Origin of the sequence: Rhodoferax sp. GW822-FHT02A01 (assembly GCF_038784515.1) — a bacterium.
Lineage (GTDB): Bacteria > Pseudomonadota > Gammaproteobacteria > Burkholderiales > Burkholderiaceae_C > Allorhodoferax.
In genome coordinates, this window is record NZ_CP152376.1 from 694,181 (window position 1) to 718,213 (window position 24,033).

31 protein-coding genes are annotated in these 24,033 nt (G+C 60.6%); 21 read left to right on the top strand and 10 right to left on the bottom strand.

The genetic code is table 11. From position 1 onward, the window contains the following. Window positions 1–10 precede the first annotated feature (10 nt). Together nifD and nifH are read right to left on the bottom strand one after the other, a co-directional pair. Window positions 11–1,468 (bottom strand): nitrogenase molybdenum-iron protein alpha chain, encoded by a 1,458-nt coding sequence (nifD, locus tag AAGF34_RS03295; protein WP_342619204.1) that lies wholly within the window; start codon window positions 1,466–1,468, stop codon window positions 11–13. Window positions 1,469–1,634: 166 nt separating this feature from the next. Then, entirely contained in the window at window positions 1,635–2,516 is an 882-nt protein-coding gene (nifH, locus tag AAGF34_RS03300) for a nitrogenase iron protein (protein ID WP_342619205.1), read from the bottom strand. A gap of 374 nt (window positions 2,517–2,890) precedes the next feature. On the opposite strand from nifH, the gene AAGF34_RS03305 reads away from it, so the two are divergent. From AAGF34_RS03305 to AAGF34_RS03330, 6 genes are read left to right on the top strand one after another with little or no spacing between them, the layout of a single operon-like run. Then, window positions 2,891–3,343 (top strand): group II truncated hemoglobin, encoded by a 453-nt coding sequence (locus AAGF34_RS03305; protein WP_342619206.1) that lies wholly within the window; start codon window positions 2,891–2,893, stop codon window positions 3,341–3,343. After that, a complete protein-coding gene (locus tag AAGF34_RS03310; RefSeq protein WP_342619207.1) occupies window positions 3,340–3,948 on the top strand; it encodes a hypothetical protein in 609 nt (202 codons plus the stop codon). The genes AAGF34_RS03305 and AAGF34_RS03310 overlap by 4 nt, the downstream gene beginning before the upstream one ends. Before the next feature lie 18 nt (window positions 3,949–3,966). Next, window positions 3,967–4,812, top strand: a complete 846-nt coding sequence (locus AAGF34_RS03315) for an NAD(+)--dinitrogen-reductase ADP-D-ribosyltransferase (protein ID WP_342619208.1) — start codon at window positions 3,967–3,969, stop codon at window positions 4,810–4,812. Then, a complete protein-coding gene (draG, locus tag AAGF34_RS03320) occupies window positions 4,805–5,725 on the top strand; it encodes an ADP-ribosyl-[dinitrogen reductase] hydrolase (RefSeq protein ID WP_342619209.1) in 921 nt (306 codons plus the stop codon). Before AAGF34_RS03315 ends, draG begins: the two co-directional genes overlap by 8 nt. Then, complete coding sequence (locus AAGF34_RS03325; RefSeq protein ID WP_342619210.1) at window positions 5,722–6,177, top strand: ArsC/Spx/MgsR family protein; 456 nt, start codon at window positions 5,722–5,724, stop codon at window positions 6,175–6,177. Before draG ends, AAGF34_RS03325 begins: the two co-directional genes overlap by 4 nt. Beyond that, window positions 6,164–6,415 carry a zinc ribbon domain-containing protein gene (locus tag AAGF34_RS03330; RefSeq protein ID WP_342619211.1) on the top strand — a complete coding sequence of 84 codons (252 nt, stop codon included), beginning with the start codon at window positions 6,164–6,166 and terminating at the stop codon, window positions 6,413–6,415. The genes AAGF34_RS03325 and AAGF34_RS03330 overlap by 14 nt, the downstream gene beginning before the upstream one ends. A 3-nt stretch (window positions 6,416–6,418) precedes the next feature. On the opposite strand, the gene AAGF34_RS03335 is transcribed toward AAGF34_RS03330, so the two are convergent. After that, complete coding sequence (locus AAGF34_RS03335; RefSeq protein ID WP_342619212.1) at window positions 6,419–7,012, bottom strand: TetR/AcrR family transcriptional regulator; 594 nt, start codon at window positions 7,010–7,012, stop codon at window positions 6,419–6,421. 120 nt (window positions 7,013–7,132) lie between these two features. Here AAGF34_RS03335 and fabF point away from each other — a divergent pair, with 120 nt between their 5' ends. Beyond that, window positions 7,133–8,413 (top strand): beta-ketoacyl-ACP synthase II, encoded by a 1,281-nt coding sequence (gene fabF / locus AAGF34_RS03340; protein ID WP_342619213.1) that lies wholly within the window; start codon window positions 7,133–7,135, stop codon window positions 8,411–8,413. On the opposite strand, the gene AAGF34_RS03345 is transcribed toward fabF, so the two are convergent. The 5 genes from AAGF34_RS03345 to AAGF34_RS03365 all read right to left on the bottom strand — a co-directional run bounded on the left by AAGF34_RS03345 (window position 8,410) and on the right by AAGF34_RS03365 (window position 12,577). Beyond that, window positions 8,410–9,072, bottom strand: a complete 663-nt coding sequence (locus tag AAGF34_RS03345) for a dihydrofolate reductase family protein (RefSeq protein WP_342619214.1) — start codon at window positions 9,070–9,072, stop codon at window positions 8,410–8,412. The two genes, fabF and AAGF34_RS03345, sit on opposite strands and share 4 nt — an antisense overlap. A gap of 38 nt (window positions 9,073–9,110) precedes the next feature. Further along, entirely contained in the window at window positions 9,111–9,269 is a 159-nt protein-coding gene (locus AAGF34_RS03350) for a hypothetical protein (RefSeq protein ID WP_342619215.1), read from the bottom strand. Between the two features lie 111 nt (window positions 9,270–9,380). Continuing rightward, entirely contained in the window at window positions 9,381–10,970 is a 1,590-nt protein-coding gene (locus tag AAGF34_RS03355; RefSeq protein WP_342619216.1) for a methyl-accepting chemotaxis protein, read from the bottom strand. Between the two features lie 181 nt (window positions 10,971–11,151). Then, window positions 11,152–11,409 carry a hypothetical protein gene (locus AAGF34_RS03360; protein ID WP_342619217.1) on the bottom strand — a complete coding sequence of 86 codons (258 nt, stop codon included), beginning with the start codon at window positions 11,407–11,409 and terminating at the stop codon, window positions 11,152–11,154. Window positions 11,410–11,623: 214 nt separating this feature from the next. Further along, window positions 11,624–12,577, bottom strand: coding sequence for a LysR family transcriptional regulator (locus tag AAGF34_RS03365; RefSeq protein WP_342619218.1), 954 nt, complete (start codon window positions 12,575–12,577; stop codon window positions 11,624–11,626). 124 nt (window positions 12,578–12,701) lie between these two features. Between AAGF34_RS03365 and AAGF34_RS03370 the strand changes: the two genes are divergently transcribed. The 3 genes from AAGF34_RS03370 to AAGF34_RS03380 all read left to right on the top strand — a co-directional run bounded on the left by AAGF34_RS03370 (window position 12,702) and on the right by AAGF34_RS03380 (window position 15,019). Further along, window positions 12,702–13,685 (top strand): hypothetical protein, encoded by a 984-nt coding sequence (locus tag AAGF34_RS03370; RefSeq protein WP_342619219.1) that lies wholly within the window; start codon window positions 12,702–12,704, stop codon window positions 13,683–13,685. Window positions 13,686–13,847: 162 nt separating this feature from the next. Then, window positions 13,848–14,258 (top strand): hypothetical protein, encoded by a 411-nt coding sequence (locus AAGF34_RS03375; protein WP_342619220.1) that lies wholly within the window; start codon window positions 13,848–13,850, stop codon window positions 14,256–14,258. 209 nt (window positions 14,259–14,467) lie between these two features. Then, the gene (locus tag AAGF34_RS03380; protein WP_342619221.1) at window positions 14,468–15,019 is read left to right on the top strand and encodes a sulfite oxidase-like oxidoreductase; all 552 of its coding nucleotides are present in this window, start codon (window positions 14,468–14,470) and stop codon (window positions 15,017–15,019) included. A gap of 243 nt (window positions 15,020–15,262) precedes the next feature. On the opposite strand, the gene AAGF34_RS03385 is transcribed toward AAGF34_RS03380, so the two are convergent. Beyond that, the gene (locus tag AAGF34_RS03385) at window positions 15,263–15,691 is read right to left on the bottom strand and encodes a TOBE domain-containing protein (RefSeq protein ID WP_342619222.1); all 429 of its coding nucleotides are present in this window, start codon (window positions 15,689–15,691) and stop codon (window positions 15,263–15,265) included. A 116-nt stretch (window positions 15,692–15,807) separates the two neighbouring features. On the opposite strand from AAGF34_RS03385, the gene AAGF34_RS03390 reads away from it, so the two are divergent. From AAGF34_RS03390 to AAGF34_RS03425, 8 genes are all read left to right on the top strand, one after another. Beyond that, window positions 15,808–16,629 (top strand): TOBE domain-containing protein, encoded by an 822-nt coding sequence (locus AAGF34_RS03390; RefSeq protein WP_342619223.1) that lies wholly within the window; start codon window positions 15,808–15,810, stop codon window positions 16,627–16,629. 20 nt (window positions 16,630–16,649) lie between these two features. After that, window positions 16,650–17,405 carry a molybdate ABC transporter substrate-binding protein gene (gene modA, locus AAGF34_RS03395; RefSeq protein WP_342619224.1) on the top strand — a complete coding sequence of 252 codons (756 nt, stop codon included), beginning with the start codon at window positions 16,650–16,652 and terminating at the stop codon, window positions 17,403–17,405. Between the two features lie 65 nt (window positions 17,406–17,470). Further along, window positions 17,471–17,857, top strand: coding sequence for a hypothetical protein (locus AAGF34_RS03400; protein WP_342619225.1), 387 nt, complete (start codon window positions 17,471–17,473; stop codon window positions 17,855–17,857). 10 nt (window positions 17,858–17,867) lie between these two features. After that, entirely contained in the window at window positions 17,868–18,695 is an 828-nt protein-coding gene (gene modD / locus AAGF34_RS03405; protein ID WP_342619226.1) for a ModD protein, read from the top strand. Further along, window positions 18,692–19,258 (top strand): nitrogen fixation protein NifQ, encoded by a 567-nt coding sequence (locus AAGF34_RS03410; RefSeq protein ID WP_342619227.1) that lies wholly within the window; start codon window positions 18,692–18,694, stop codon window positions 19,256–19,258. Before modD ends, AAGF34_RS03410 begins: the two co-directional genes overlap by 4 nt. A gap of 12 nt (window positions 19,259–19,270) precedes the next feature. Further along, complete coding sequence (gene modB, locus AAGF34_RS03415; RefSeq protein ID WP_342619228.1) at window positions 19,271–19,936, top strand: molybdate ABC transporter permease subunit; 666 nt, start codon at window positions 19,271–19,273, stop codon at window positions 19,934–19,936. Beyond that, the gene (modC, locus tag AAGF34_RS03420) at window positions 19,933–21,003 is read left to right on the top strand and encodes a molybdenum ABC transporter ATP-binding protein (protein ID WP_342619229.1); all 1,071 of its coding nucleotides are present in this window, start codon (window positions 19,933–19,935) and stop codon (window positions 21,001–21,003) included. Before modB ends, modC begins: the two co-directional genes overlap by 4 nt. A gap of 10 nt (window positions 21,004–21,013) precedes the next feature. Beyond that, window positions 21,014–21,511: an N-acetyltransferase gene (locus tag AAGF34_RS03425; RefSeq protein WP_342619230.1), complete on the top strand. Its 498-nt coding sequence runs from the start codon at window positions 21,014–21,016 to the stop codon at window positions 21,509–21,511. A gap of 31 nt (window positions 21,512–21,542) precedes the next feature. On the opposite strand, the gene AAGF34_RS03430 is transcribed toward AAGF34_RS03425, so the two are convergent. Next, window positions 21,543–21,989: a hypothetical protein gene (locus AAGF34_RS03430; RefSeq protein WP_342619231.1), complete on the bottom strand. Its 447-nt coding sequence runs from the start codon at window positions 21,987–21,989 to the stop codon at window positions 21,543–21,545. Between the two features lie 296 nt (window positions 21,990–22,285). Between AAGF34_RS03430 and AAGF34_RS03435 the strand changes: the two genes are divergently transcribed. The 3 genes from AAGF34_RS03435 (at window position 22,286) to AAGF34_RS03445 (ending at window position 24,025) form a co-directional block, all read left to right on the top strand. Next, the gene (locus AAGF34_RS03435) at window positions 22,286–22,963 is read left to right on the top strand and encodes a PEP-CTERM sorting domain-containing protein (RefSeq protein WP_342619232.1); all 678 of its coding nucleotides are present in this window, start codon (window positions 22,286–22,288) and stop codon (window positions 22,961–22,963) included. 147 nt (window positions 22,964–23,110) lie between these two features. Continuing rightward, window positions 23,111–23,710: a hypothetical protein gene (locus AAGF34_RS03440; protein ID WP_342619233.1), complete on the top strand. Its 600-nt coding sequence runs from the start codon at window positions 23,111–23,113 to the stop codon at window positions 23,708–23,710. An 87-nt stretch (window positions 23,711–23,797) separates the two neighbouring features. Then, the gene (locus AAGF34_RS03445; RefSeq protein WP_342619234.1) at window positions 23,798–24,025 is read left to right on the top strand and encodes a hypothetical protein; all 228 of its coding nucleotides are present in this window, start codon (window positions 23,798–23,800) and stop codon (window positions 24,023–24,025) included. Window positions 24,026–24,033 lie beyond the last annotated feature (8 nt).

The window sequence follows — 24,033 nt, forward strand, 5'->3', positions numbered from 1 at the left end:
GGTATGCGGATCAGGACTTCCAAGGGGCCTTGGTCAGTCCCCAGATGGGCGAGCTGATCGCCATGTCCATGTCACGGGCGAAGATGGCAAAGCCGTCGTAGCCGTGGTAGGGGCCGGAATAGTCCCAGCTGTGCATCTGGCGGAAAGGAACGCCCATCTTCTGGAACACATACTTTTCCTTGATGCCGGAGCCCACCAGGTCGGGCTTGACCTTGTCGACGAAGTGTTCAAACTCGTAGCCGGTCACGTCGTCATAGATCAGCGTGGCGTCCTTGATGTAGTGGGTGGTGCGCTGGTAGTCGTCGTTGTGGCCGAACTCGTAGCCGGTACCGACCACGACCATGCCCAGGTCCTCGTAAGCGCCGATGACGTGACGGGGGCGCAGGCCACCGATGTACAGCATCACGGTCTTGCCTTCCAGACGGGGCTTGAACTTGTCGATCACGGCCTGCATCAGAGGCTTGTACTTGGCGATCACTTCTTCGGCCTTGGCCTTGATGGTGTCGTCAAAGTGGCTGGCGATTTCGCGCAGGCTCTTCTCGATCATGGTGGGGCCGAAGAAGTTGTATTCGACCCATGGCACGCCATACTTTTCTTCCATGTGGCGGCTGATGTAGTTCATCGAGCGGTAGCAGTGCAGCACGTTGAGCTTGGCCTTGGGCGTGTTCTCGATTTCGGCAATAGTGCCGTCACCGGACCACTGGGCGATGACGCGCAAGCCCATTTCTTCCAACAGGATGCGGCTGGACCATGCATCGCCACCGATGTTGTAGTCACCGATGATGGCCACGTCATAGGGGGTGGAAACAAACTCGGGGCGCTTGTTGGGATCGGTACGGTCAAACACCCAGTCACGGATAGCGTCGTTGGCCAGGTGGTGACCCAGCGACTGGCTCACGCCGCGAAAACCCTCGCAACGCACCGGCACAATGGTCTTGCCTTCGTATTCCTTGCTCTTCTTCTTGGAGACGGCTTCGATGTCGTCACCAATCAGACCGATGGGGCACTCGGACTGGATGGAGATGCCCTTGTTCAAGGGGAACAGGTCCTGGATCTCGTCGATGATCTTGTCGAGCTTCTTGTCACCACCGAACACAATGTCCTTCTCCTGGAAGTCGGAGGTGAACTGCATGGTCACAAAGGTGTCGATACCGGTGGTACCGATGTAATAGTTGCGGCGAGCCGCCCAACTGTATTGGCCGCAGCCCACGGGGCCATGGCTGATGTGCACCATGTCCTTGATCGGTCCCCACACCACGCCCTTGGAGCCAGCGTAGGCGCAACCGCGAATGGTCATCACACCAGGCAAGGACTTGATGTTGGACTTCACGCCGCAATCGGGCTTGCCCTCTTCAAACGTACCCAGGTGCTTGGCACGGCGCTTGGCCATCTTTTCGGGATAGGCCTTCAGCACTTCATCAATCAGGGCCTTGTTGCTGGCCTTGCGCTCTTCAACGGTGGCGGTCATGTGGAAACTCCAGTAAAAAATGAATGGGTTGCTATACACACTGCGCTGCGTTCACGCGCGCCCCCTTCAGGGGCCCCGCGGATCTGGCTTTGCCAGTCCGCAGGGAGCGCCCCCTTGAGGGGGGAGGCGGCTACACGCGGTGAGCAAGCAACGGGGGTGCTTCTGTTCAGGCCGCCAGCTCAGCAGCCTTCTTGCCGACTTCGGACTCGTCGATGGTCTTCATGATTCCGAACTCCATCAGCATGTCTTCCAGTTGGTCCATGGTGATGGGGGTGGGGATGGTGCCGTTGCCCGCATTGTTGTGAACCTTCTGTGCCAGCGTGCGGTACTCACCGGCCTGCTTGGAGTCGGGTGCGTACTCGATCACGGTCATGCGGCGCAGTTCGGCGTGTTGCACGATGTTGTCGCGTGGCACGAAATGGATCAGCCTGGAGCCCAGCATGCCGGCCAGTGCTTCGGCCAGTTCCAGTTCCTTGTCGGTCTGGCGCTCGTTGCAGACCAGGCCACCCAGACGCACGCCGCCGGAGTTGGCGTACTTCAAGATGCCTTTGGAGATGTTGTTGGCAGCGTACATGGCCATCATTTCGCCGGACATGACGATGTAGATTTCCTGCGCCTTGTTTTCACGGATGGGCATGGCAAAGCCGCCGCACACCACGTCACCCAGCACGTCATAGGACACATAGTCCACGCCGTCATAGGCACCGTTTTCTTCGAGGAAGTTGATCGAGGTGATCACGCCGCGGCCGGCGCATCCCACGCCTGGCTCAGGACCGCCGGACTCCACGCAGCGGATGTCCTTGTAGCCGATCTTCATCACGTCTTCGAGCTCCAGGTCCTCCACGGAACCGGCTTCTGCAGCCAGGGACAGAATGGTGTCCTGGGCCTTTGCGTGCAAGATCAGACGGGTGGAGTCGGCTTTGGGGTCGCAGCCGACGATGAGAATCTTCTGGCCCAGGTCGCTCAGTGCGGCCAGGGTGTTTTGAGAGGTGGTTGATTTGCCGATGCCGCCTTTGCCGTAGAAGGCGATTTGCCGAAGTTTAGCCATTTCATACTCCATTCAGTAAGGTTGTAAAACAAGGTTGCGTAGCCGCGACCATGTCAGCCTGACGTGCCTGTAAGTCTTGTTATTGGGGTCACGGTTCGGCCGGACTTTTGTCCGCGCAGTCCCCTCATTGCACCTTCCGTGCCATGCTTTTCAAGCGCATTGCAAACGCCCTTTCAAACCACTTCTTCAGAGGGAAAAACGTGTTTTTCGAGGGCCATGACATCCATCAACCCGGCTTTGTTCATTTCCCTACAAAACGGGTTTGGATGTCGCAAATATTCCGTTGGCGCACGACGCGGGGCGCCATTTGTGTAGGGTTTGCAGGGTGCTGTATTGCATTTGCGGGTTGGTACGGTCATTGCTGATATAGCGGCATGAATCCCCAGCCCATCACCGCCGCACAGCCGACTTCCAGGCACTTCGACCTGTTGGGCGGGGAAGCCGTCGTGGTGAAACTGGTGGATGCCTTCTACCGGCATATGGACGCACGTAGCGACGCGCGCGGCATACGTGCCATGCATGCGCATGACTTGACTTCGACCAAGACGGTACTCGTGCGCTACCTGTGCGAGTGGCTGGGTGGCCCGCAGACCTACAGCGAGCGCCATGGCCATCCGCGCTTGCGCATGCGCCATGGCGGCTTTGCCATTGGCGTGGCCGAACGCGACGCCTGGCTGGCCTGCATGGACGCCGCCCTGACGGACATCGGTGCGGACCCTGGCCTGCACCAGACGCTGATGACTTCCTTTTTCAAGACGGCCGACTGGATGCGAAACACCGGCCCCCATCCCGCAACCATCGCAACCACAACCAAGGACTCTTCATGACCGCAACCCTCGCCCTCAAACCCACTGACGACACCGCGCTCGCTCCTCTGGAAAATGAAGGTCGCCTGCTCAACCCCCTGCTCAAGGCCGCCACCAGCAAACCCGGTCGCGTGGGTTTTCGCGGTGAACTGGCGCTGCGCTTTGCCCCCAAGCTGGCCGACGAAGCGCGTCCGCCCGAACTGCTGTGCGCACAGGCCATGGCCATTGCCAATGTGGGCGAGAAACACCTGCCCTTCTTTGCCGGCTACCTGCTGAGCTTTGAATACCTCAAGGACGTGGCCGAAACACTGGGCGACTCCTTGAGCGCCGGTGGCAAGTACTTTCTGTTCTGCAACAACATCGACCTGTCCAAGAAGTACCAGGTGCCATACAAGGGCGCCCTGTTCTATGTGCTGCCCATCGACGAGTCCACCGTCTACAACGAGCTGCTGGACCTGTTCTACCTGGAAAAGAACGACCTGAAGAAGAAGGACACCGCGGGCAAGCTCGACGCCATTGCCGACGCCGCGCTCAAGTTCGACATCACGTTTGACACCATCACCTACGCAGAAGGCCTGGAGCTGATGGGCCCGGTGCGCAACCCCAACGAAAACCGCCCGGTCTGAGGCGCTGCCCGGCCTGCCGTGGCGTACGACGATGACACGGACCTGCCCCACCGCTGGTACGCCTCCAACCTGGTGGGCGTGCCAGCGCGGGTGCTGGCCAGCACCGACTTCAATGCGCACCCCACAGCACTCGCGATTGCCGGCACCTATGAGGCCCATACCGCCCTGTTTCATCTACTCGACAGCAGCCGCGACCTGAACGAGGCCCATGACATGTTTGTGCACTACCTGACCTTGGCCTTTGGACTGCGCAAACCCGAAGCCCACGAAGCACAGGCCATGGGTGCGGCCGAACAACGCCGCTGGCGCAGCAGCTGGCGCAAGTTGCTGCAGGGCTGGGGCATGGACTCCAACGGCCCGGCAGGCGCCGTGCTCAAGGGTTGGGTGGAGAGCCGCTTTGGCCTGGTACCCAGCTTTCACAAGCAGCCGCTGCTGCGCTTTCCCTCCCCGGCCTGGGTGGTCTACCTGCAGGAGAAGGCAGCCAGCCGCTACAACAACAACAATATCCACCAGCAGCTCGACCTGCTCTACACGTATTGCCAGTGGGCCCTTCGCCGCATCCAGCAGCAGGACGGCACCAACGCACAGCACCTGCGCCTCTGGCGCGGCAGCAACCAGTGCGAGGAACAGGTGGTGGCCGGGCGACTGCAGAACCGCCGCTGCACCGTGCGCCTGAACAACCTGGTGTCGTTCAGCCTGTCGCAGGAAGATGCCTCGTGCTTTGGCGACTGGGTGCTGGAAGTGCAGGTGCCCATCGTGAAGGTACTGGTGTTCCCCGAACTATTGCCCGGCCAGGTGCTGCAGGGCGAGCAGGAAGTGCTGGCCCTGGGTGGCGACTACGAAGTGATGGCGCGCTATGCCTGATCTGGCCGACCGCGCCCTGGGCGCCTACCTGGGTTTTGCCATTGGCGACGCGCTGGGTGCCACGGTGGAATTCATGCGGCCACGCGAGATCGTGCAGCTGTACGGCGTGCACCGCGACATCATTGGCGGCGGCTGGCTCAAGCTGGCTGCGGGTCAAGTGACTGACGACACCACCATGAGCCTGGCCCTGGGCGAGGCCTTGCTGCAAGGTGGCAACGCGGCCCTGCAAGGATTGATGCAGGGCGATGACGCGCTGGTGCGCAGCATTGGTGACGCTTATGGACGTTGGCTCAAATCCAAACCGGTGGACTGCGGCAACACCTGCCGCCGGGGCATACAGCGCTATTTGCGCGAAGGCACGCTGCAAGGCCCCTACAACCCCGGTGACGGCGGCAATGGCGCACTCATGCGCAACCTGCCCACCGTGCTGGCCACGCTGCACAGCGAATCCGCGTTTGAGCGCCTGTCCATGGCGCAGGCGCGGCTGACCCACCACCATCCGTTCTCGGACTCTGCAACGCTGGGCCTGGGCTGGCTGCTGCGTACCCTGCTGCGTGGCGCGGACCACAGCGTGTGCCAGCTTTGGACAGAAAAGTGGATCGCCGAGAACGAGGTATTCCGCTTTACACCCTACCGCGAGCGCGCCACTGCCTATGTGGTGGATACGGTGCAGACCGTGCTGCACTTTCTGACGCTGCACGCGGACTTCGAGACGGCCATGGTTGCCACCGTCAACCAGGGCGACGATGCCGACACCACCGGCGCACTGCTGGGCATGCTGGCCGGTGCACGCTGCGGCGCATCGCAGTTGCCCAGGCGTTGGCTGGACCGTTTGCAGCCTGCCACCCGGCAAGCCGTTACCGAGCAGACGGTTGCGCTGCTGGACCTTTCACATGCTTTGGCGGTTCCATGACACACATTCTCTTTTTTGAAAAACCCGGTTGCGGCGGCAATGCACGGCAGCGCCGTGCGCTGGAAGATGCCGGCCATACCCTGGAGCGGCGCAATCTGCTGACCGCGCACTGGACGGCGGAGACACTGCTGGAGTTTCTGGCGCCACTCGCGGTCGCGGACTGGTTCAACCGCGCAGCGCCGCGCGTCAAGAGCGGTGAGGTGCAGCCGGACCAGCTCGATCGGGAGCAGGCGCTGCAACTGTTGCTGCAAGAGCCCCTGCTGATCCGCAGGCCGCTGATGCAGCGCGCGGACGACCAGACACGCCATGTCGGTTTCGATACCGCGGCAGTCCACGCCTGGGTCGGACTTGGCACGAACCCTGCAACGTCAACGGGCGAAGGCTGTGCCTCCCCCACCGAACGCTGCGCCACACCACTTGCATCTTCCGGAGCGACCCATGCCACTGTTTGACTTCCACTGCCCCGCCTGCGGCCACGACTTTGAAACCCTGGTGCGCCATGGCGACACGCCCGTGTGCCCGCAATGCCAGAGCAGCGCGCTGGAGAAGTGCGTCTCGCGCATATCGCCTGCGGGCAAGATAGAAGCCATCCGCATGGCACACCGCCGTGTGGCTGCAGCGCAAGGCCACTTCGACCACTACAGCCCGTCGGACAAGGCCAAGCTGCTGGCGGGCAAGAAAAACATCTAGCAATCAGTCCCCGCTGGGCCAGGCTTGCAGGCTCAGTGTGACAACGCGGTGCAGGGCCTTTCGCGAGGCGCCGCCTGCGGCCTGTACCGCCAGGCCCTGGATCAGCGTGGTGATGAACAGTGCAAAGTCCGCAGCATTGACGTCCGCTGGAAAGTCGCCTTCCGCCTGCGCCTTGCGCAATCGCTCACGCAGCTTGCTCACCACCGCGCGGCGGTGCAGCTGCAGCTCCTCGCGGACTTGCCTGCTTTCGGGCGTTCCCACTAGGTTTCCGTGCACCATCAGACAGCCGTGCGGCTTATCCGCCTGGGTCTGTCTGTCTACCAGGCCCATCAGAAGCGCTTCCACCCCAGCAAGCACCTGGGGATGGGCGAGTGCCTTGTTGGCGAATTCCGATTGACGCGCGCGGTAGCGGGCAAATGCCGTCTTGAACAATTGCTCCTTGTCGCCAAAGGCCGCATACAGCGATGGTTTGCTCAAGCCCGTTGCAGCGGTGAGCGCTGCCATTGAACTGCCTTCGTATCCATGTGTCCAAAACACATCTACAACTTTTTCCAGCGTCACTTCCTTGTCAAACGCGCGAGGGCGCCCCAGTGCCATGTGCTTTCTCCATATGAGGTTCCGGTGATTTTCAGGCCATTGTCGCGTCCCGCGGGACGCCGATGGCTTTGTGCAACAATCCCCCATTAAATACCATTCGGTACATAAATAGGAAACACAATGAACAATCGCACACGGGTCGTCGTGACCGGCATGGGCTTGGTGACCCCTTTGGGCTGCGGCGTTGAACCGGTTTGGCAGCGTCTGCTCTCCGGTGCAAGTGGTCTGCAGCGACTGCCGCAGGAATTTTGTCTGGGGCTCGATGCGCAGGTAGGGGCACGCGTTCCCTCAATCCAGGACGATCCGCAGCTGGGCCTGGATAGCGAAAAAGTGGTCAGCGCCAAGAACCAGAAAAAGGTGGACCGCTTCATCGTGCTGGCACTGGCCGCAGCGGAGCAGGCATTGGTGCAGGCGGACTGGCGCCCCGACTCGCTGCACGCGCAAGAGCGCACGGCAACCATCATTGCCTCTGGCATAGGCGGTTTCCCGGCCATTGCCGATGCGGTCCGCACCAGTGACACACGCGGCCCCAAGCGCTTGTCCCCTTTTACCGTGCCGTCCTTTCTGGCCAACATGGCTGCAGCCCATGTGTCCATCCAGCACGGGTTCAAAGGCCCTTTGGGTGCCCCGGTGACAGCCTGTGCAGCGAGTGTGCAGTCCTTGGGCGATGGTGCACGGCTGATACGCAGCGGCGAAGCCGACGTTGCCGTATGCGGCGGCACCGAAGCGGCCATTCACCTGGTGACGCAGGCCGGCTTTTCTGCGGCGCGTGCGCTGTCCACCGCCTATAACGAAACACCGACCGAAGCGTCCCGTCCCTTTGATAAGGCGCGTGACGGATTTGTAGTGGGTGAAGGTGCAGGGGTGCTGGTCATTGAATCCCTGGAGCATGCCCTGCAGCGCAGAGCCCAGCCGTTGGCAGAGCTTGTGGGCTACGGCACCAGCTCGGATGCGTACCACATCACGTCTGGACCGGATGACGGCAATGGCGCAGCGCGGGCCATGCGCTGGGCCCTTCAACAGGCGGGCATTGCGCCCAGCCAGGTACAACACGTGAACGCACACGCCACATCCACTCCCATGGGGGATGCTGCGGAAGCGGCTGCTTTTCGCGCCGTATTTGCCGAGCATAGCCCTGCCATCAGTGCTACCAAGGCGGCAACCGGGCATCTATTGGGCGCTGCGGGCGCAGTCGAGGCCATCTTCACGGTGCTGGCGCTGCGGCACAAGATAGCCCCACCCAACCGCAATCTGCACGATGCCGATCCGGTGACCCATGGCCTAGACATTGTGGGAAGGCATGCGCGCGCCCTGGACATGGAGTACGCCCTATCCAATGGTTTTGGTTTTGGCGGTGTCAACGCCAGCGTAGTGTTCAGGCGTTGGGACGCGGCGATCTAGCCACCCGTTTGCATCTTGCGTCGCAGGACCACATGCGTGGCCTTTTCGGTCGCCACGGATTGAACGCATTCGTATCCCAAGGTTCGCAAATCCAGCCCCTGGAACAGCGACTCGCCGCGGCCCAGCAGTACGGGCGAGATGGCAATGTGCAATTCGTCGATGAGTCCTTCGCGCAGGTACTGTCGTATGGTGCTAGCCCCGCCGCCAATGCGCACATCCTTTTCACCAGCGGCCGCACGTGCGCGATCCAGCGCCTCGTGAATGCCACCGGTCACGAAGTGGAACGTGGTGCCACCTTCCATCGTTATGGAGGCACGTGCATGGTGGGTCAGAACAAAGACGGGGACGTGGTACGGCGGGTTGTCTCCCCACCAGCCTTTCCAGCTATCGTCCGGCCAGCTCCCCCGAACAGGGCCGAACATGTTGCGCCCCAGAATCCAGGCCCCGACATTCTGGAAGCTGCGGGCAGCGAAGTCGTCGTCAACGCCTGTCGTACCGTCATCCTTGCCAAACAGTGCCCGCTGGGAGGTTCGTGTGGGAAAAAGCCACTGGTGCAGCTCCGTCCCGCCAACGCCGAGTGGATGGTCAATGTCCTGATCTGGTCCTGCTCCGTATCCATCCAGCGAAATGGTGAAAGCTTCAACGCGTACGCGTGTCATGGTGTGTCTCCAGTTTTGTGCACGAGGTGCAACACGACTCAGTTGTGATTCGGTTCATTGTCCGTTGTGGGCATCACGGCCTTGCGCTCGTGCACCGTGACCGCATGTCGGCGAACCGACTCCACGTACAGGGAGGAGGTCTTGATGGCAGGGCCTTGCCGCATGACATCCAAATTCGCCTGATAGTCTTTCAGCATGAGGGACATTTCGGTCAAAGAGTCACGAAATTGCAAGAGCATTGCAAGAGCATTGCAAGTATCCTGGCTTCATCGTCTTCGGGTTCCGTGGTCATTGTCCGCTCCCAAAATCTATCCGAAGACGGGCGATGCCAATGAAAGTTGGGCGCCATCTTCATCGGCGCGGAGCTTGAAAGTAGAAACCACTCGAACCAGGTCTTGCGCCTGACTCCTGAGACTGGAAGCGGCGGCGGCCATCTCTTCGACGAGTGCTGCATTTTGTTGCGTAGCCTGGTCCATTTGCGTGACGGCCTCTCCCACCTGGCTGACTCCTTGAGATTGCTCGCTACTGGCGGCACTTATTTCGCCCATGATGTCCGTAACGCGCCGGATGGAGGCCACCACTTCAACCATGGTTTCACCGGCCCTGTCCACCAAGGCGGTACCTTGCTCCACCCGCTCTACGCTGGCGCCGATCAGACTCTTGATTTCCTTGGCGGCATCCGCACTTCGACCTGCCAAGGACCGCACTTCGGAAGCAACCACTGCAAAACCACGCCCCTGCTCGCCCGCACGTGCCGCTTCTACGGCTGCGTTCAAAGCCAATATATTGGTCTGAAACGCTATGCCGTCGATCACACTGATGATGTCGGCAATCTTGCGTGAGGAGTCGTTGATGCCCTTCATGGTTTCCACCACCTTGCCGACAACCTCGCCCCCCTGCACGGCCACGGTAGATGCACTCTGCGCAAGCTGATTGGCTGTGCGGGCATTGTCTGCATTTTGTTTGACCGTAGAGGAAAGCTCCTCCATGGAGGCAGCTGTCTCTTCCAATGCGCTGGCCTGGCTTTCGGTCCGGCTTGAGAGATCTTGATTGCCTTGGGCGATTTCCGCGCTGGCGGTTGAAACGCTCTCAGAGCCCCGACGCACCGCAGAAACAGTTTTGGTCAAGCTCTGTTGCATGGATTGAATGCTCTTGAGCAATTGTGCAATTTCATCTTGACCATCCGCTTCAATGGTTTTGGTCAAATCACCGGATGCGACAGCCGCTGCCGCCTGCGCGGCCAAGTTCACAGGTCCCACGATCATTCGGGTCGCTGTGACACCCAGCAAAATGCCAATGATCACAACGGCCACCAGCACTCCGATGGTGGCAATTCGCGCACTGTCAGCGGCCGCCTTGCCCTGGATGCCCGAGTTCGTTGCCAGCTTGACGTTGTATTGGACATGTTCATCCAATGCCGCACTGATGGGTTTGTATGTGGCACGCGACTCACCGAACAGAAGCGCAGTGGCCTCTTTTGCTCCTGCTTCACCCTTGTCCAGCAGTGCCAGCAACTTGGCCGACATGGAAAAGTACGCTTCGACTTTCACAACATCGTCTTCATAGAGTCGCCGATCCTCTGCATCACTCAACAGACTCTCGTAACTTTTCAGACTCTTGCGTGCGTCGGCCTTTGCGGCATCGATACGCTGACGCAGTGAAGCGCGCTCTTTGTCATCGGCAAGAATGGAATTGGCCTCAAGACGTCGCAAGTCGTTCACCTTGGTGCGGACCTCATAAATGGTCATTACACTCGGCAGGGCGTTCTCGCCCAGATCCACGATCGTCCCGGTCATGCCTGCTATACGTGATATAGCAAAGAGGCCCATGCTGATGGTGAGCGCTACGATGACTCCGAAGGCCAGACCGAGTTTTGCGCCAATCTTCAAACTGCTCATAGGAATTCTCCTTTACAGTATTTGCGTAACGTAATGTAGGCAAGCGCGCCTGCGGGCATCCTATTACATAAGCGGCGCGCGTGCAGCCAGTTTTTCTTCGGTCCATGGAAGATGTGCGATGTAGCCTGTTCACTCAGGCGGCCGCATATTCATCGAAGCGAAGCTACCACTCGATACCGAATTAATCCGTATCAATTTGGCCTTGCAAAAGGCCGCGAGAACGCTGCTTCATGAGGGCATTTTCCAGAATCGTCGTCCCACCGCTGCCCTGCAGAAATTCACCGACAAAAGCACGGCCAATGTCACTCTGATCAATCGCCCCCAATGGGCCAGGAATGAGTCTTCCCATCCATGCCAGCACCGTGGGCGTGTGCACATTGCCGGCGATGATGCCCGAGCGAAAAATGGCCAGGCTGTTGAATCCGGCTTCGCCCACCACGCCAATTTCGAGCCTCTTGATGTCATCCTCGCTCCATTTTTGACTCTCTTTGCCGATGCCAATGCAAGACGCGGCGTACAAAGGCTCTCCTGACTTCAGGCACGCCGTGGCAAGTTCTTTGACTTCGCGATCAAAAGTTGGCGCGCCGAAGTCCAGGACCCCTTGGCGCAAACATTCGAAACTTCATGGATTGACCATCCTTTCTGTCAAGTATTCAGCCAGCGCGCTTTGCACGTACCGGCAATGTCCCCTGATCCCAATACGGCGGCGAACCAAACGCATGTTTCAGGTGGTTGATGAACAGTTGCGCCTTGGCCGAGTGTGACCGCCCCTTGAGCCGCACGGCATGAATGGCCGGTACCTGGCTGGTGGCTGCCTGAGCCGCAGCTAGGGCTACCGAATCAGGGAAAAGGTTCACCAACTCGCCTGACGCAATCTTGGGGTAGACCAGCCAATTGGCCAGATGCGCCACACCCAGCCCGGCGACCGCGGCTGCCAGCAGGGAGTCAATGTCGTTGCTGCGTATGCGCCCCTGCACGGGCAGCGGCTTGCCCTGGTTGACGTTTGGAAAGCTCCACAACCCCGATGGCGTTGAATTCACGCACAGGCAGTTGTGCTGCAGCAGGTCTTGTGGCTTTGCTGGGTGACCGTGCTGCTTGATGTACTGCGGACTGGCACAGGCAATGCGCAACATGGGCGCCAGTCGGGTGGCAACCAGGTCGCTGTCGGGCAAGGCACCTATGCGTATGGCCACGTCCGCCCTTTGCGCGGTGAGGTCCACCCAGTGGTCGCTGAGTTGCAGTTCGAGGTCAATCTGCGGGTATTTGTCCATGAAGCTGGCCACAGTGGGTGCAATGTGCAAGCGCCAGAAGATGGAGGGCGCGGTGACCGTCAACAGACCACGCGGTTCGGCTTGCGCGTCCAGCAGCGCGGCCTTGGCATCCACCATTTCCGAGACGATGAGCTGCGCTCGCGGCAGAAATTGCTCTCCCGCATCGGTGAGCAACAGCCTGCGTGAGCTGCGCTGAAACAACGCCACCCCCAGGGACTGCTCCAGTGCATCAATCTGCCGTGATACCGACGACACAGCCACGTTGTGCAGCTTGGCAGCCGCGGAAAAGGTGCCCGCCTTATGGACGTCTAGAAAGGCCTGGATGTTGTCGAGCATGGAACTGTGGCAGTTTTTAGTTTGCAGCTAACGCAAAGATCTTTAGCTTTTCAAGTGATTGTTGTTGTTATCGCTAAAAAACACAATCCACCCCGTCACCAACCCTTTGAACCGAAAGCACCCCATGTCTCTATTTTCAAAAACCCAACTCGTTCGCAGTCTGGCCTTGGCCGCATTGCTTGCTGCGCCTGCGCTTGGCGTCGGCATCGCCCACGCCGATGGTGTGACGGCGCAAGGCATCACCTTCACTGCGGAGCAGTCCTACCCTGAAGGGATGGCCTGGCACCCCACACAAAAGGTGTTTTTTGTAAGCTCGGTGCACACGGGCACCATTGGCAAGGTCACCCCGCAGGGCGTCTACACACCGTTCATCCAAGACGAGAAGCTGGTTTCCACCCTGGGCGTCACGCTGGATCTGCAGCACAACCTGCTCTGGGTGGCCATCGGTGACCTGGGCACCTCCATCCGCAGCAGCGAAGCAACCGCCTACAAGCTGGCAGCCGTGGCCGCCTACGACGCCACAACCGGCGAGCGACGCGCCTACCATGACCTGAGCAATCTGATGACAGGAGGCGGCAAACTGGCCAATGACCTTGCGGTGGACGCCGCCGGCAATGTCTACATCACCGACAGCTTTGCACCCGTGATCTACCGTGTGGATACCAAGGGCCAGGCCAGTGTTTTTGCTCAAAGCGACCTGTTCAAGGGCGAGGGCTTCAACCTCAATGGCATCGTGGCCCACCCGGACGGCTATCTGCTGGTCAACAAGTACAACAGCGGCGAAGTCTTTCGCATCAGTATCCGCAACGGCGCAGACATCCAGCGCGTGAGCCTGCCCGAGGCGGTGAACGGCGCCGACGGCATGCAACTGCGTGATAAGGACCATCTGGTCCTGGTGGAAGGTGCAGGCAGCAACCAAGTCGTGGAACTGGTGTCCAGAGACGGCTGGAAATCTGCCACGCTGCAGCCCGCGCGCAAGACAGCCTACGCATTCCCGACATCCGTCGCCATCGTAGGCAGGGACCTCTATGTATTGAATTCGCGGCTGGATACCTTGCTGGACAAGGAGGCCCCCAAGGTCAGCGCGTATCTGCTGCAGAAGTACTGATGCGTCAAATGTTCAACCCCGGCTGACTGGAGCCGTTCGGGTGGGACGTCTGCCGACAAGGCACGCAATTTGCCTCTGCACTCGGCGCGAGCCAGCTTTGTCGGAGTTGTCCAATCCGCTGTGTAGCGTTTGTCCTGATCGCAACAATTTGTGGAGGTTTTCATGCCAACCGCGCTATATATAGAGTTACCAGACGCTTTGCCGGCCCGTCCCGACTGTCCTGTGCGCCATGCGCAGGCGCAGCGTTGGCTCGCGGATCTGCCGCCGGATCTGCTGGATCTGGTGGTGGCACCCGTCTCGATTGACGTGTTCCATGAATACGAGATGCAGGCCGAACGCACCCAGGGCCGCGATGCTGCCAATGCCCCATGCTTTTGCGAGTACCGCTTTGTGCTCACCCAATTGCGCTCAGATGATAACGAGGTGTTTTACGAGACACCGGTATACGCGGAGACGCTGACTTCGTGGCGACTGTTGGACGAGCGCTGGCTGGTGTGCCGCACTACGCTGGATCGGCTGGGTCAGCACGGGTCGCAAACCATCCTATCGCTCAGTGACCACATGCCGCGATGAGCACCGATGCAACGGTTTCCAAACACCTGAAATAGCGGGATTTTCTTTTGGAATGCGTTATATAGTAAAGTAAATAACGTATACAGGTTCTACGCCAACGTTCCAGCGGCACGCTATTTGCTCAAGGCTATAGCGATCACGGGTTTTGTCGGATTTGTCGCCTCTTGTGCGCCACCGTGTCCTGTAACCAACATGAAAGGCAGAGCATGATGACTGGTCCCCCTGACAATCACCGCAGGCGATTGTGTGGCCTGCTGGCTCTGGGCTCGACGATGGCGGTAGCCCACCCTGCGGCGGGCGGCGAAGCTGCTGGTCGGGTCAGCCTGCAGTTGCGCGTGGGTGGCCGGGTGCAACGCGATGTGCTGCTGACACCAGAAACACTGGGCGACTTCGCCAAGGTCACGATTGCCGACACTCCCTTGCGCGGACGAACCGGCGATGCCTTGCGGGTGCTCTCGGGCTATAGCGGCATCCGCCTGACCGATCTGCTGGACAAGGCGCAGATCGTTGCCAGGGACCACAACGATCTGAAGAAAACCATCGTAGTCGCCACGGCTACCGATGACTACAAGGCCGTGTTCTCCTGGAACGAGCTCTACAACACGGCCATTGGTGAAGGCGTCTACGTCCTGGTGACCAAGGAAGGTAAACCGCTTGGCGACGAAGAGGGGCGCTTTGCACTGATCTCATTGCAGGACAGCAAGACCGGACCACGCCACGTGCGCTGGCTGGCCGACATACGGGCCACGCTGGTGGACTGAAACCATGTGCAGCCCTCAGCCCCTTGCTCCAAGCGAACCGCCGCCAACCGAGGCGGCGCGCGGGTACGCCGCGGCAGAAGGCTTGGGGCAAACCGCGCCCGCGCGGGTATGCCACGAAATGCCTGACGACGGCAGCGCCACCGTGCCTGCACCGCAGCTTCAGGATCTCCGAAATTGGCTGGAGGCGCGCAAGCGCTTTCCCGCCTTGTCCATGTGCAGAAAATGAACGCGTCTACCCCAGGATCAAACCGGCACACCCACCAGCACATGGCTGGCCTTGAAGAGTGCGATCACTGCGGCGCCTTCGACCAGACCGAGTTCGGCCACGGCATCGTTGGTCACCATGGCGCTGACGGTGGCGCCACCGACCAAGGCCACTTTGACGTGGGAGTTGACGCCGCCCTTGGTGAGGGCGCTGACCGTTCCCTTGAGCTGGTTGCGGGCGCTGAAACGGTATTCGGGCGTGCCCGACAGCAAGGTGACCCAGGGCGTCTTGACCACGGCCACAGCCTGGGAGCCCTTGGCCAGTCCCAGCGACTGGACGCTGGCTTCGGTCAGCGTGGCCACGATCCTGTCGCCGCCCGCTGTGGTGATTTCGATTTCGGCGTTGATGGGGCCGTCCTTGATTTCGGTGACTGTGCCTTTGAATACATTGCGTGCGCTGATGGTCATGGTGAGTTTCCTGTTGTGAAGGGCCAAAGCCCGGATGAACGACAGCCCATGGTGCGCCCAAGCGTTTTTCCTTTTCCACCACAACGCCAACTTCGTTGGCACAACACCACATGCCTTTGAAGACACCTTCCCAAACACTGACCGGCAAGCTGCAGATCGACACCGGTCTGGGCAGCTTTCTGGGCGACAAACGCATACGCCTGCTGGAAGCCATCGACAAGACGGGGTCCATCTCGCAGGCGGCCAAAGCCGTGCCCCTTTCGTACAAGGCGGCCTGGGATGCGGTGGATGACATGAACAACGTGGCACCCGAGCCCCTGGTGACCCGTAGCGCCGGCGGCAAGCATGGTGGCGGCACCGAGCTCACCGCATTTGCCCGGCGCCTGATTGCCTTCTACCGCGCGCTGGAAAAGGAATCGCAACTGGCGCTGGAAAAGCTCACCAGCAATCTGCAGCAAAGCGGCGTGTGCGATGTAGACGACTTCCGCCAGATTCTCAGGAGAATGTCCATGAAGACCAGTGCACGCAACCAGTTTGCAGGCCCGGTGGTAGAGGTCAAGGAGGGCGTGGTGGACACAGAAGTCACGTTGGCGCTCTCTCCCACCCTGCAACTCACTGCCATCGTCACGCGCGAGTCGGCGGAAGAGATGGACTTGCGTGTGGGCCGCGACGTGCTGGCCTTTGTCAAAGCCTCTTCCATTTTGATGCTGGTGGGGGATGACAAGCGCATCTCTGCACGCAACCGTTTTACCGGCACGGTCACCCGCATCCAGCAAGGGCCGGTGAATTCCGAGGTCACGCTCTCGCTTCCAGGCGGGCAGCACGTGATCACCGCCGTCATCACCGATGACAGCGTCAAGCGGCTGGACTTGGTGGCAGGCCAGACTGCCACCGCCGTATTCAAGGCGTCTGCCGTTTTTCTGGCCGCCGTCGACTGATTTTTTACCTAGGAGTTGTCATGAACATTTCACATCGCGTATCGGGCCTGTTGGCGGCCCTGCTCTTCACCGTTTTGCCCGCACATGCCGAAGAGATATCGGTTGCGGTAGCTGCCAACTTCACCGCGCCCATGAAACTGATTGCAGCGGAATTCGAAAAGGAAACCGGCCACAAGGTCGTGGCATCGTTCGGTTCCACCGGCAAGTTCTACGCCCAGATCAAGAACGGCGCACCGTTTGAAATCCTGCTGGCCGCGGATGACGAAACACCGACCAAGCTGGCCAAGGAAGGTGCGGCCACGGGTTCCAGCCAGTTCACCTACGCAGTGGGCAAGCTGGTGCTGTGGTCGGCCAAGGCTGGACTGGTAGACGGTGCGGGAGCCGTGTTGAAGAAGGGTGGCTTTGAGCATCTGTCCCTGGCCGACCCCAAGCTTGCTCCCTATGGCGCCGCCGGCGTGGAGACCATGAAGGCACTGGGCGTGTACGAAACCCTACAAACCAGGGTAGTGACTGCAGAGAACATCACACAGGCCTACCAGTACATTGCCAGCGGCAACGCGGAGCTGGGCTTTGTGGCGCTCTCGCAAGTGCTCAAGGATGGCAAGATCGAGGGCTCTTCCTGGCTGGTGCCCGCCAACCTGTATACCCCCATCAAACAGGACGCCATCATTCTGGAAAAAGGCAAGGGCAATGCCGCAGTGGAAGCGCTGATGAAGTACCTCAAGGGCGACAAGGCCCGTGCGGTGATCAAGTCGTTTGGCTACGAGTTTTCCTGATGCGACAGCAGCGGGCATGGAAATGGCTTGCTGAGCAGGAATTGAAGGCAACCGGAACCTGAACCATGAAAATTGCAGTGGCAACCAAGGACAACTGGGGCCAGGTCGCAGGCCATGCGGGCAAGGCACACGACTGGCTGGTGTTTGACTGCCAGCCCGGCACGCCGGTGCCGCAGCCGCAGCGCGTGGTGCTCACCACAGAGCAGTTGCCACACAACTTCCATGACGACGGCCCGCACCCCTTGCACGGTGTGGAGATTGTGGTGGTGGCCAGTGCCGGTGACGGCTACATCCGCCACATGCAGAAGTGGGGCACGCAGGTGCTACTGACCGGCGAGACCCTGCCCACGCAAGCTCTGGAAAAAATCCTCGCGGGGGAGGCGCTGCCAGATACCCGCTTTGACATCACCACCACCTTGTGCAAGGTACGTGACCTGTTCTCACGGCACTAGGTGCGCATCCATGCTGGCACTCAACGACACCCAACTGCTGGCCCTGCTGGCCGACGACGTGCCCTGCGGCGACCTGACGACGCAAGCGTTGGGCATAGGTTCGCAGGCGGCGCACATTGCCTTCCATGCACGCCAGCCCATGACGGTGGTTGCCACCGAAGAAGCCGCGCGCCTGTTCACCCTGGCCGGAGCCCAAAGCATAGTGGTTGCGACCAGCGGCAGCCTGCTGCAGGCCGACGGACTGATGTTGGAGGCCCGCGGTTCGGCCACAGCACTGCACAGCGCCTGGAAATCCGCACAGACGCTGATCGAGTGGGCCAGCGGCATCGGCAGCGCAGCAGCGGCCATTGTGGCGGCTGCGCAAGGCGTGGCCGTTGCCTGTACCCGCAAGAACGTGCCGGGCACCAAAGCCATGTCCGTGAAGGCGGTGCAGGCAGGTGGCGCCACCATGCACCGGCTGGGCCTGTCGGAAACCCTGCTGGTGTTTGCAGAGCACCGCCTGTTTCTGGACGAACCACCGGCCGCCACACTGGCACGCCTGCGCCGCCAGCAGCCCGAGAAGAAGATCGTGGTCGAGGTGGCTTCCGTTGAGGAGGCACTGCAATGGGTGGATGCCGATGTGCTGCAACTGGAGAAGTTCACGCCAGAGCAAGTCGCTGCTTGCCGCGCTGCCATAGGACCGCACGGAGGCGGCTGCGCACTGCTGGCCGCAGCAGGTGGCGTGCGAGCCGACAATGCCGCGGCCTATGTGGCCGCCGGCGCGGACTTTCTGGTAACGTCAGCGCCCTACACCGCCAGCCCCAAGGACGTGCAAGTCCACTTCCGTCGCCTGCCATGAATGCATCACACAACCACAGGGAACTGCTGCAAGCCGAATTGCTGGCACGGCCGGTTGGTGCAGCTGCTCAGGCAGACCCTTTGCGTTCTGTGCTGGTCAGCATGGTGGTCGGGCGTTCGCTGAACCTGGGCGTGCTGAGTGCCACGCTGGGACTGCCGCTGGCGACATTTCAAACACTTTGGCAGGACTACTTTGACGGCGACACGCTGTGGCTGGAAGACGGCCCCGGCGAAGCCATCGTGGAGCAGGAGGATCTGCAGAACCTGCTGCTGGAGTACCGCGCCCATCGCATTGAATCAGAAGTCTGGCTGGCGCAGATCGTGGCCTACGGCTGCTCCGGCCGGGACCATCTGTGGCAAGACCTGGGCCTGGCCAACCGGGGCGAGCTGTCCCTGTTGATGACCACCGCCTTTCCGGCACTGGCCGCGCTGAACACGGGGGACATGAAATGGAAGAAGTTCCTCTACCGCCACTACTGCAGCCGCGAAGGTATTTACGTATGCCCGGCACCATCTTGCGGGGAGTGCGCTGACCACGCCAAGTGTTTTGGCAAGGAAGAGTAGGCACCACCGCCCATGTCCGCTGACATCGCCGCCATTGCCCTGAGCGCCAAACTCGCCGGGCTCACCACCTTGCTATTGCTGCTGTTTGGCACGCCCGTGGCCTGGTGGCTGGCGCGCAGCCGCTCACGCCTGCGCCATGTGGTGGGCGCCATCGTGACGCTGCCGCTGGTGCTGCCGCCTGCGGTGCTGGGCTTCTATCTGCTGGTGCTGATGGGGCCGCAGGGGCCCGTGGGGCAACTGACCCAATCATTGGGCCTGGGGCTGCTGCCCTTTACCTTTGCCGGCCTGGTGGTGGGCTCGGTAATCTATTCCATGCCCTTTGTCGTGCAGCCGCTGCAACAGGCTTTTGTGGCCATGGGCGAGCAACCATTGCAGGCCGCTGCCACCTTGCGCGCCTCGCCCTGGGATGCCTTCTTCACCGTGGCCCTGCCGCTGGCGCGCCCTGGCTTCATCACCGCGGCGGTGCTGGGCTTTGCCCACACGGTGGGTGAGTTTGGTGTGGTGCTGATGATTGGCGGCAATATCCCGGGCAAGACACAGGTGCTGTCCATGGCCATCTACAACCATGTGGAAGCGCTGGAATACGCCAACGCGCACTGGCTGGCTGGCGGCATGCTGGTCTTTTCGTTCGTGGTGCTGCTGGTGCTGTACAGCCGCGGCTGGAACCGGACTTCATGAGCATCCACGCACAGTTCCATCTGTCCTACCCCAGCTTCACGCTGGATGTGAACCTGGACCTGCCGGGCAAGGGCGTTACGGCCTTGTTCGGCCCCTCGGGGTGCGGCAAGACGTCGGTACTGCGCTGCATGGCCGGCCTAACCCGTGCACCGCAAGGGCAACTGACCGTGAACGGCGAGGAGTGGCAAAGCCCGCAGTCCTTCCTGCCCACGCACCAGCGCCCCTTGGGCTACGTGTTCCAGGAGGCGGGGCTGTTCCCGCATCTGGATGTGCGGCGCAATTTGCAGTACGGTCTGAAGCGGGTCACGCCAGCGCAGCGCAAGGTAGCGTGGGACGACGTGGTAGCGCTGCTGGGCATTGCCCATTTGCTGGACCGTATGCCGCAGGGTCTGTCGGGTGGTGAGCGCCAGCGCGTGGCCATTGCACGTGCGCTGCTGACCAGTCCGCGCCTGCTGCTGATGGACGAGCCGTTGGCGGCGCTGGACCAGTCGCGCAAGAACGAGTTCCTGCCGTATCTGGAGCGCCTGCATGACGAGCTCGACATTCCGGTGATCTACGTCAGCCACGCACCGGACGAAGTGGCCCGGCTGGCCGACCACATGGTGCTGATGGATCAGGGGCGTGTGGTGGCCAGTGGGCCGCTTACCGACACGCTGGCCCGGCTGGACCTGCCGGTGCATCTGGGCGAAGACGCTGGTGTGGTGCTGCAAGCCGTGGTGGTCGAGCGTGATCTGGCATGGCACCTGGCGCGCGTGGAGTTTCCGGGCGGCAGCCTGTGGGTGCGCGACGGTGGACATCCGGTAGGCCATGCGGTGCGGGTGCGCATACTGGCGCGTGACGTATCCATCGCCCGCGAACAGGTGGGCGGCATCAGCATCCAGAACTGCCTGCCCGCCACCATTGACCAGATGGCTACCGACTACCACCCGGCACTTGCGTTGCTGCGCCTGCATGTAGGCACATCGCCCCTGCTCGCCCGGCTGACCCAGCGCGCCGCCGCGCAGCTGGAACTGGCGCCTGGCATGCCGGTGTGGGTGCAGATCAAGGCCGTGGCACTGATCGGCTAACCTACGGACCATGCCAATAACCATACGCCCCTACGAACCCAAGGATTGGCCCCTTCTCTGGCCTGTGCTCCACACCACTTTCGCGGCCGGTGATACCTATGCGTACGCCCCCGAAAGCACAGAAGCGGACGTCCACAAAGTCTGGATTGAAACACCTGCCGCCACGTATGTCGCTGTGGCAGAGGATGGTTCATTGCTCGGTACCTACAAGCTTCAATCCAACCAGCCCGGACTTGGCTCACATGTCAGCAACTGTGGATACGTTGTGGCACCCAGCGCCCGGGGGCAAGGTGTCGCATCGGCAATGTGCGAGCACTCCCAAGTCGAAGCGGTGAAGCGCGGTTTCAAGGCCATGCAATTCAACCTGGTTGTGTCTACCAATGCAGTAGCCGTGAACCTGTGGAAGAAGCACGGCTTTTCCATCGTGGGAACACTCCCCGGCGCGTTTCAACACAGAGCACTGGGCTATGTGGATGCCTATGTCATGTTCAAAACGCTAGGCACCTGACCCCGGGTTGTGGCTCTGATGGGCCATGCGCTCATTGCCCATGAACAGACTCAGCAGGCGCTGGCTTTGGAGGCGCGCCGTCCGGTGCATCGGTGGTGATCAGTTCCCGCAAGATCCCACCACCGGCAACGCTGCCGCTGACCGTGCCTTCGCCGCGCATTCTGGCGTCGCAGGCCACCCGATCCTCACCTTTGAGTGCATCACAACGCATCAGGCCGTTGCGCCGGAGTTGTTCCGCGTCGGCAGAAGGCGTGGAGTCCAGACGCTGGGCCTGTACCGCCCTGGCTTCTTTCATGCAGGGCTCGAAAGCCTGACCGGACTTGCCGTCCTGGCAAGCACGTTGATCCGCCTCGAAGCGGCGTGCCCTTTCGCCACGGTCCTGCGCGGCCACGGTGGCCACATGGGCCCAGAGCAGCGCCACCATGGCGATGCCGACGCAACGACGAATACTTTGTTGAGCGCTTGGAACAGCAGGCATATTGATTCCCCATTCACCGCAAAAGGCGATGACAGGGGTACAGCGTGCCAAAGGCAGGCACACCGGTCTGTGCGATAGCCAACCCAAACCAACGCATTGCCCCATTGGCAGAGATACCGGCGCTACGGGGTGCAACGTACATACAGGCGCCGCTTGCTTGGCGACCATGTCATGGCGAGCAGGTGGAGATTTTCAATTCAACGTCTGCTTGCATGCGTGCAATGGACTTTCATGTTTCTGTTGAAGGGTGAACCGTCCGCTGCAATTTTGCTTGTATCCAACTTGGAAAGTTTCATATGAAAAATGTATTGGGGAAATATTCCCTGGCCTTGTCGGCCGTCAGTCTGGCGGTGCTGGCGTTGCCAGCCCAGGCAGTGGAAGTGAGCTTCTCCGGGAGCAACACCGCCACAACCGGTGTTGTGAGCGGCGTGGACAACCTCGGTAACACGTGGGTCACCAGCGACGGCCCTTCCAACATCAACAGCAGCTTCACGATGGCCGATCAGCAGGAAACTGCACAGGCGTTCAACATCCTCAATTTCAGCAATGGACTGGGCAGCTGGGCCAATTCGTTTCAATTGACGATCAACAAGAGCCAGCAGGGTTCGGGATTCAAAGGCATCATTCAGACCCCGGTCGCGTCCGGTCTGAGCAATGGATTCATGGTGCAGGAAATTGCTGGCGACTCCACCAGTTGGGCGTCCTGGGCAGCGACCTACAGCCTCCTGGATACCATCAGTGGTCTGTATCAGCAGGTGCTGTTTACAGCACCTGAGGGAAAGCAACTTTCCCAGGGGCAGAACTTCATGCTGGACGTCAACTTCTCCGGCATCATCACCACCGACTCGGGCTGGGCGGCCTCGTGGGATGACCGAGCAGCACCCACCAATGACGTACCAGAGCCAGGCACTGTGACGCTCATGGGACTGGGAGCTGTGGGCTTGCTGGGGGCAGCGCGGCGCAAGAAAGCATAAACGCCAGCACGTCATGCGGCGCTGGAGCGAACTCCGGCGCCGTTTGCCATGTCGTGCGTTGCATGTTTTACACGCGCTGTCGTAGCGCGCATCGCCCTGGATCAGCCCACAGCCTTGGCGTCCAGTCCAAGAACAAGAGGAATAGCCATGCCACCCAACCCTGACGAATCAAGCTGCACCTTCATCTGCACCACCCAAGCCCACGCTGAGCAAGCCATCCTCGATCTGTTGAAAACAGGCGTGTCAACCGACAATATTCTTCGCCTGGGACGTGTCTTCCAAGCCGAAGGCCCGCCAAGACAAGTCGCGAGCATCCGCAACAGAATGATTGCCTGGGGCTGCAATGGCGCCTTTCTGGGTTGCATTCTGGGAATTCTGATTTCACCCGCTGCCGACTTCCTGCAACCGCATGGCTTCTACGCCTCGGCCGGACCGGTCGTATCGGTCCTGATTACCATGATGGAAAGCGCACTCATCTTGTGTGCGCTCTTTATCGCTGCTGCCTTACTGAGCCCCGTCAAGGCTACGCACAATGCCCTGGTGCGTTGCGATTCGGCGCTGTGCGTATACAAGTATCTGTTGAAGGTGAAGGGAACTCCCGCGGAAATCGACAGTGCCACCCGGCAATTTGCTTCGGTGCAGTACGTGACGCAGGTTATTCCAATGACGGCCCCCATTCACAACGAGGTCTGTGCGGCAAAGCTGCCTGCCAATGATCTCGACCATATTGCGACCAGCATTGTCTGAAGCACTGGCAACCCCTTTCACACGGAACCAGCACTTCATCCACAAGGCCCAGGATCGACTATCAACAACGTTTCACTGGAGATGGACATGGGCTTGCTGAACTTCATCGGATTGGGTGACAAGAAAAAAGTATGTGCTGGCTGCGGGGAAGTCTCCACGGTGCGCGAGCACAGGCAACCCAATCCGCTCCACCCCGAAAACACGAAATACTGGGGCTGTCCGTACGGTCCGGGCATGTTTTGCTGCAAGCCGGAGAACCAGGGCAAGCGCAAGGAGATCGACGTGTACTGGCCCGGCCAACGGCGCTACAAATAGGGCGCTAA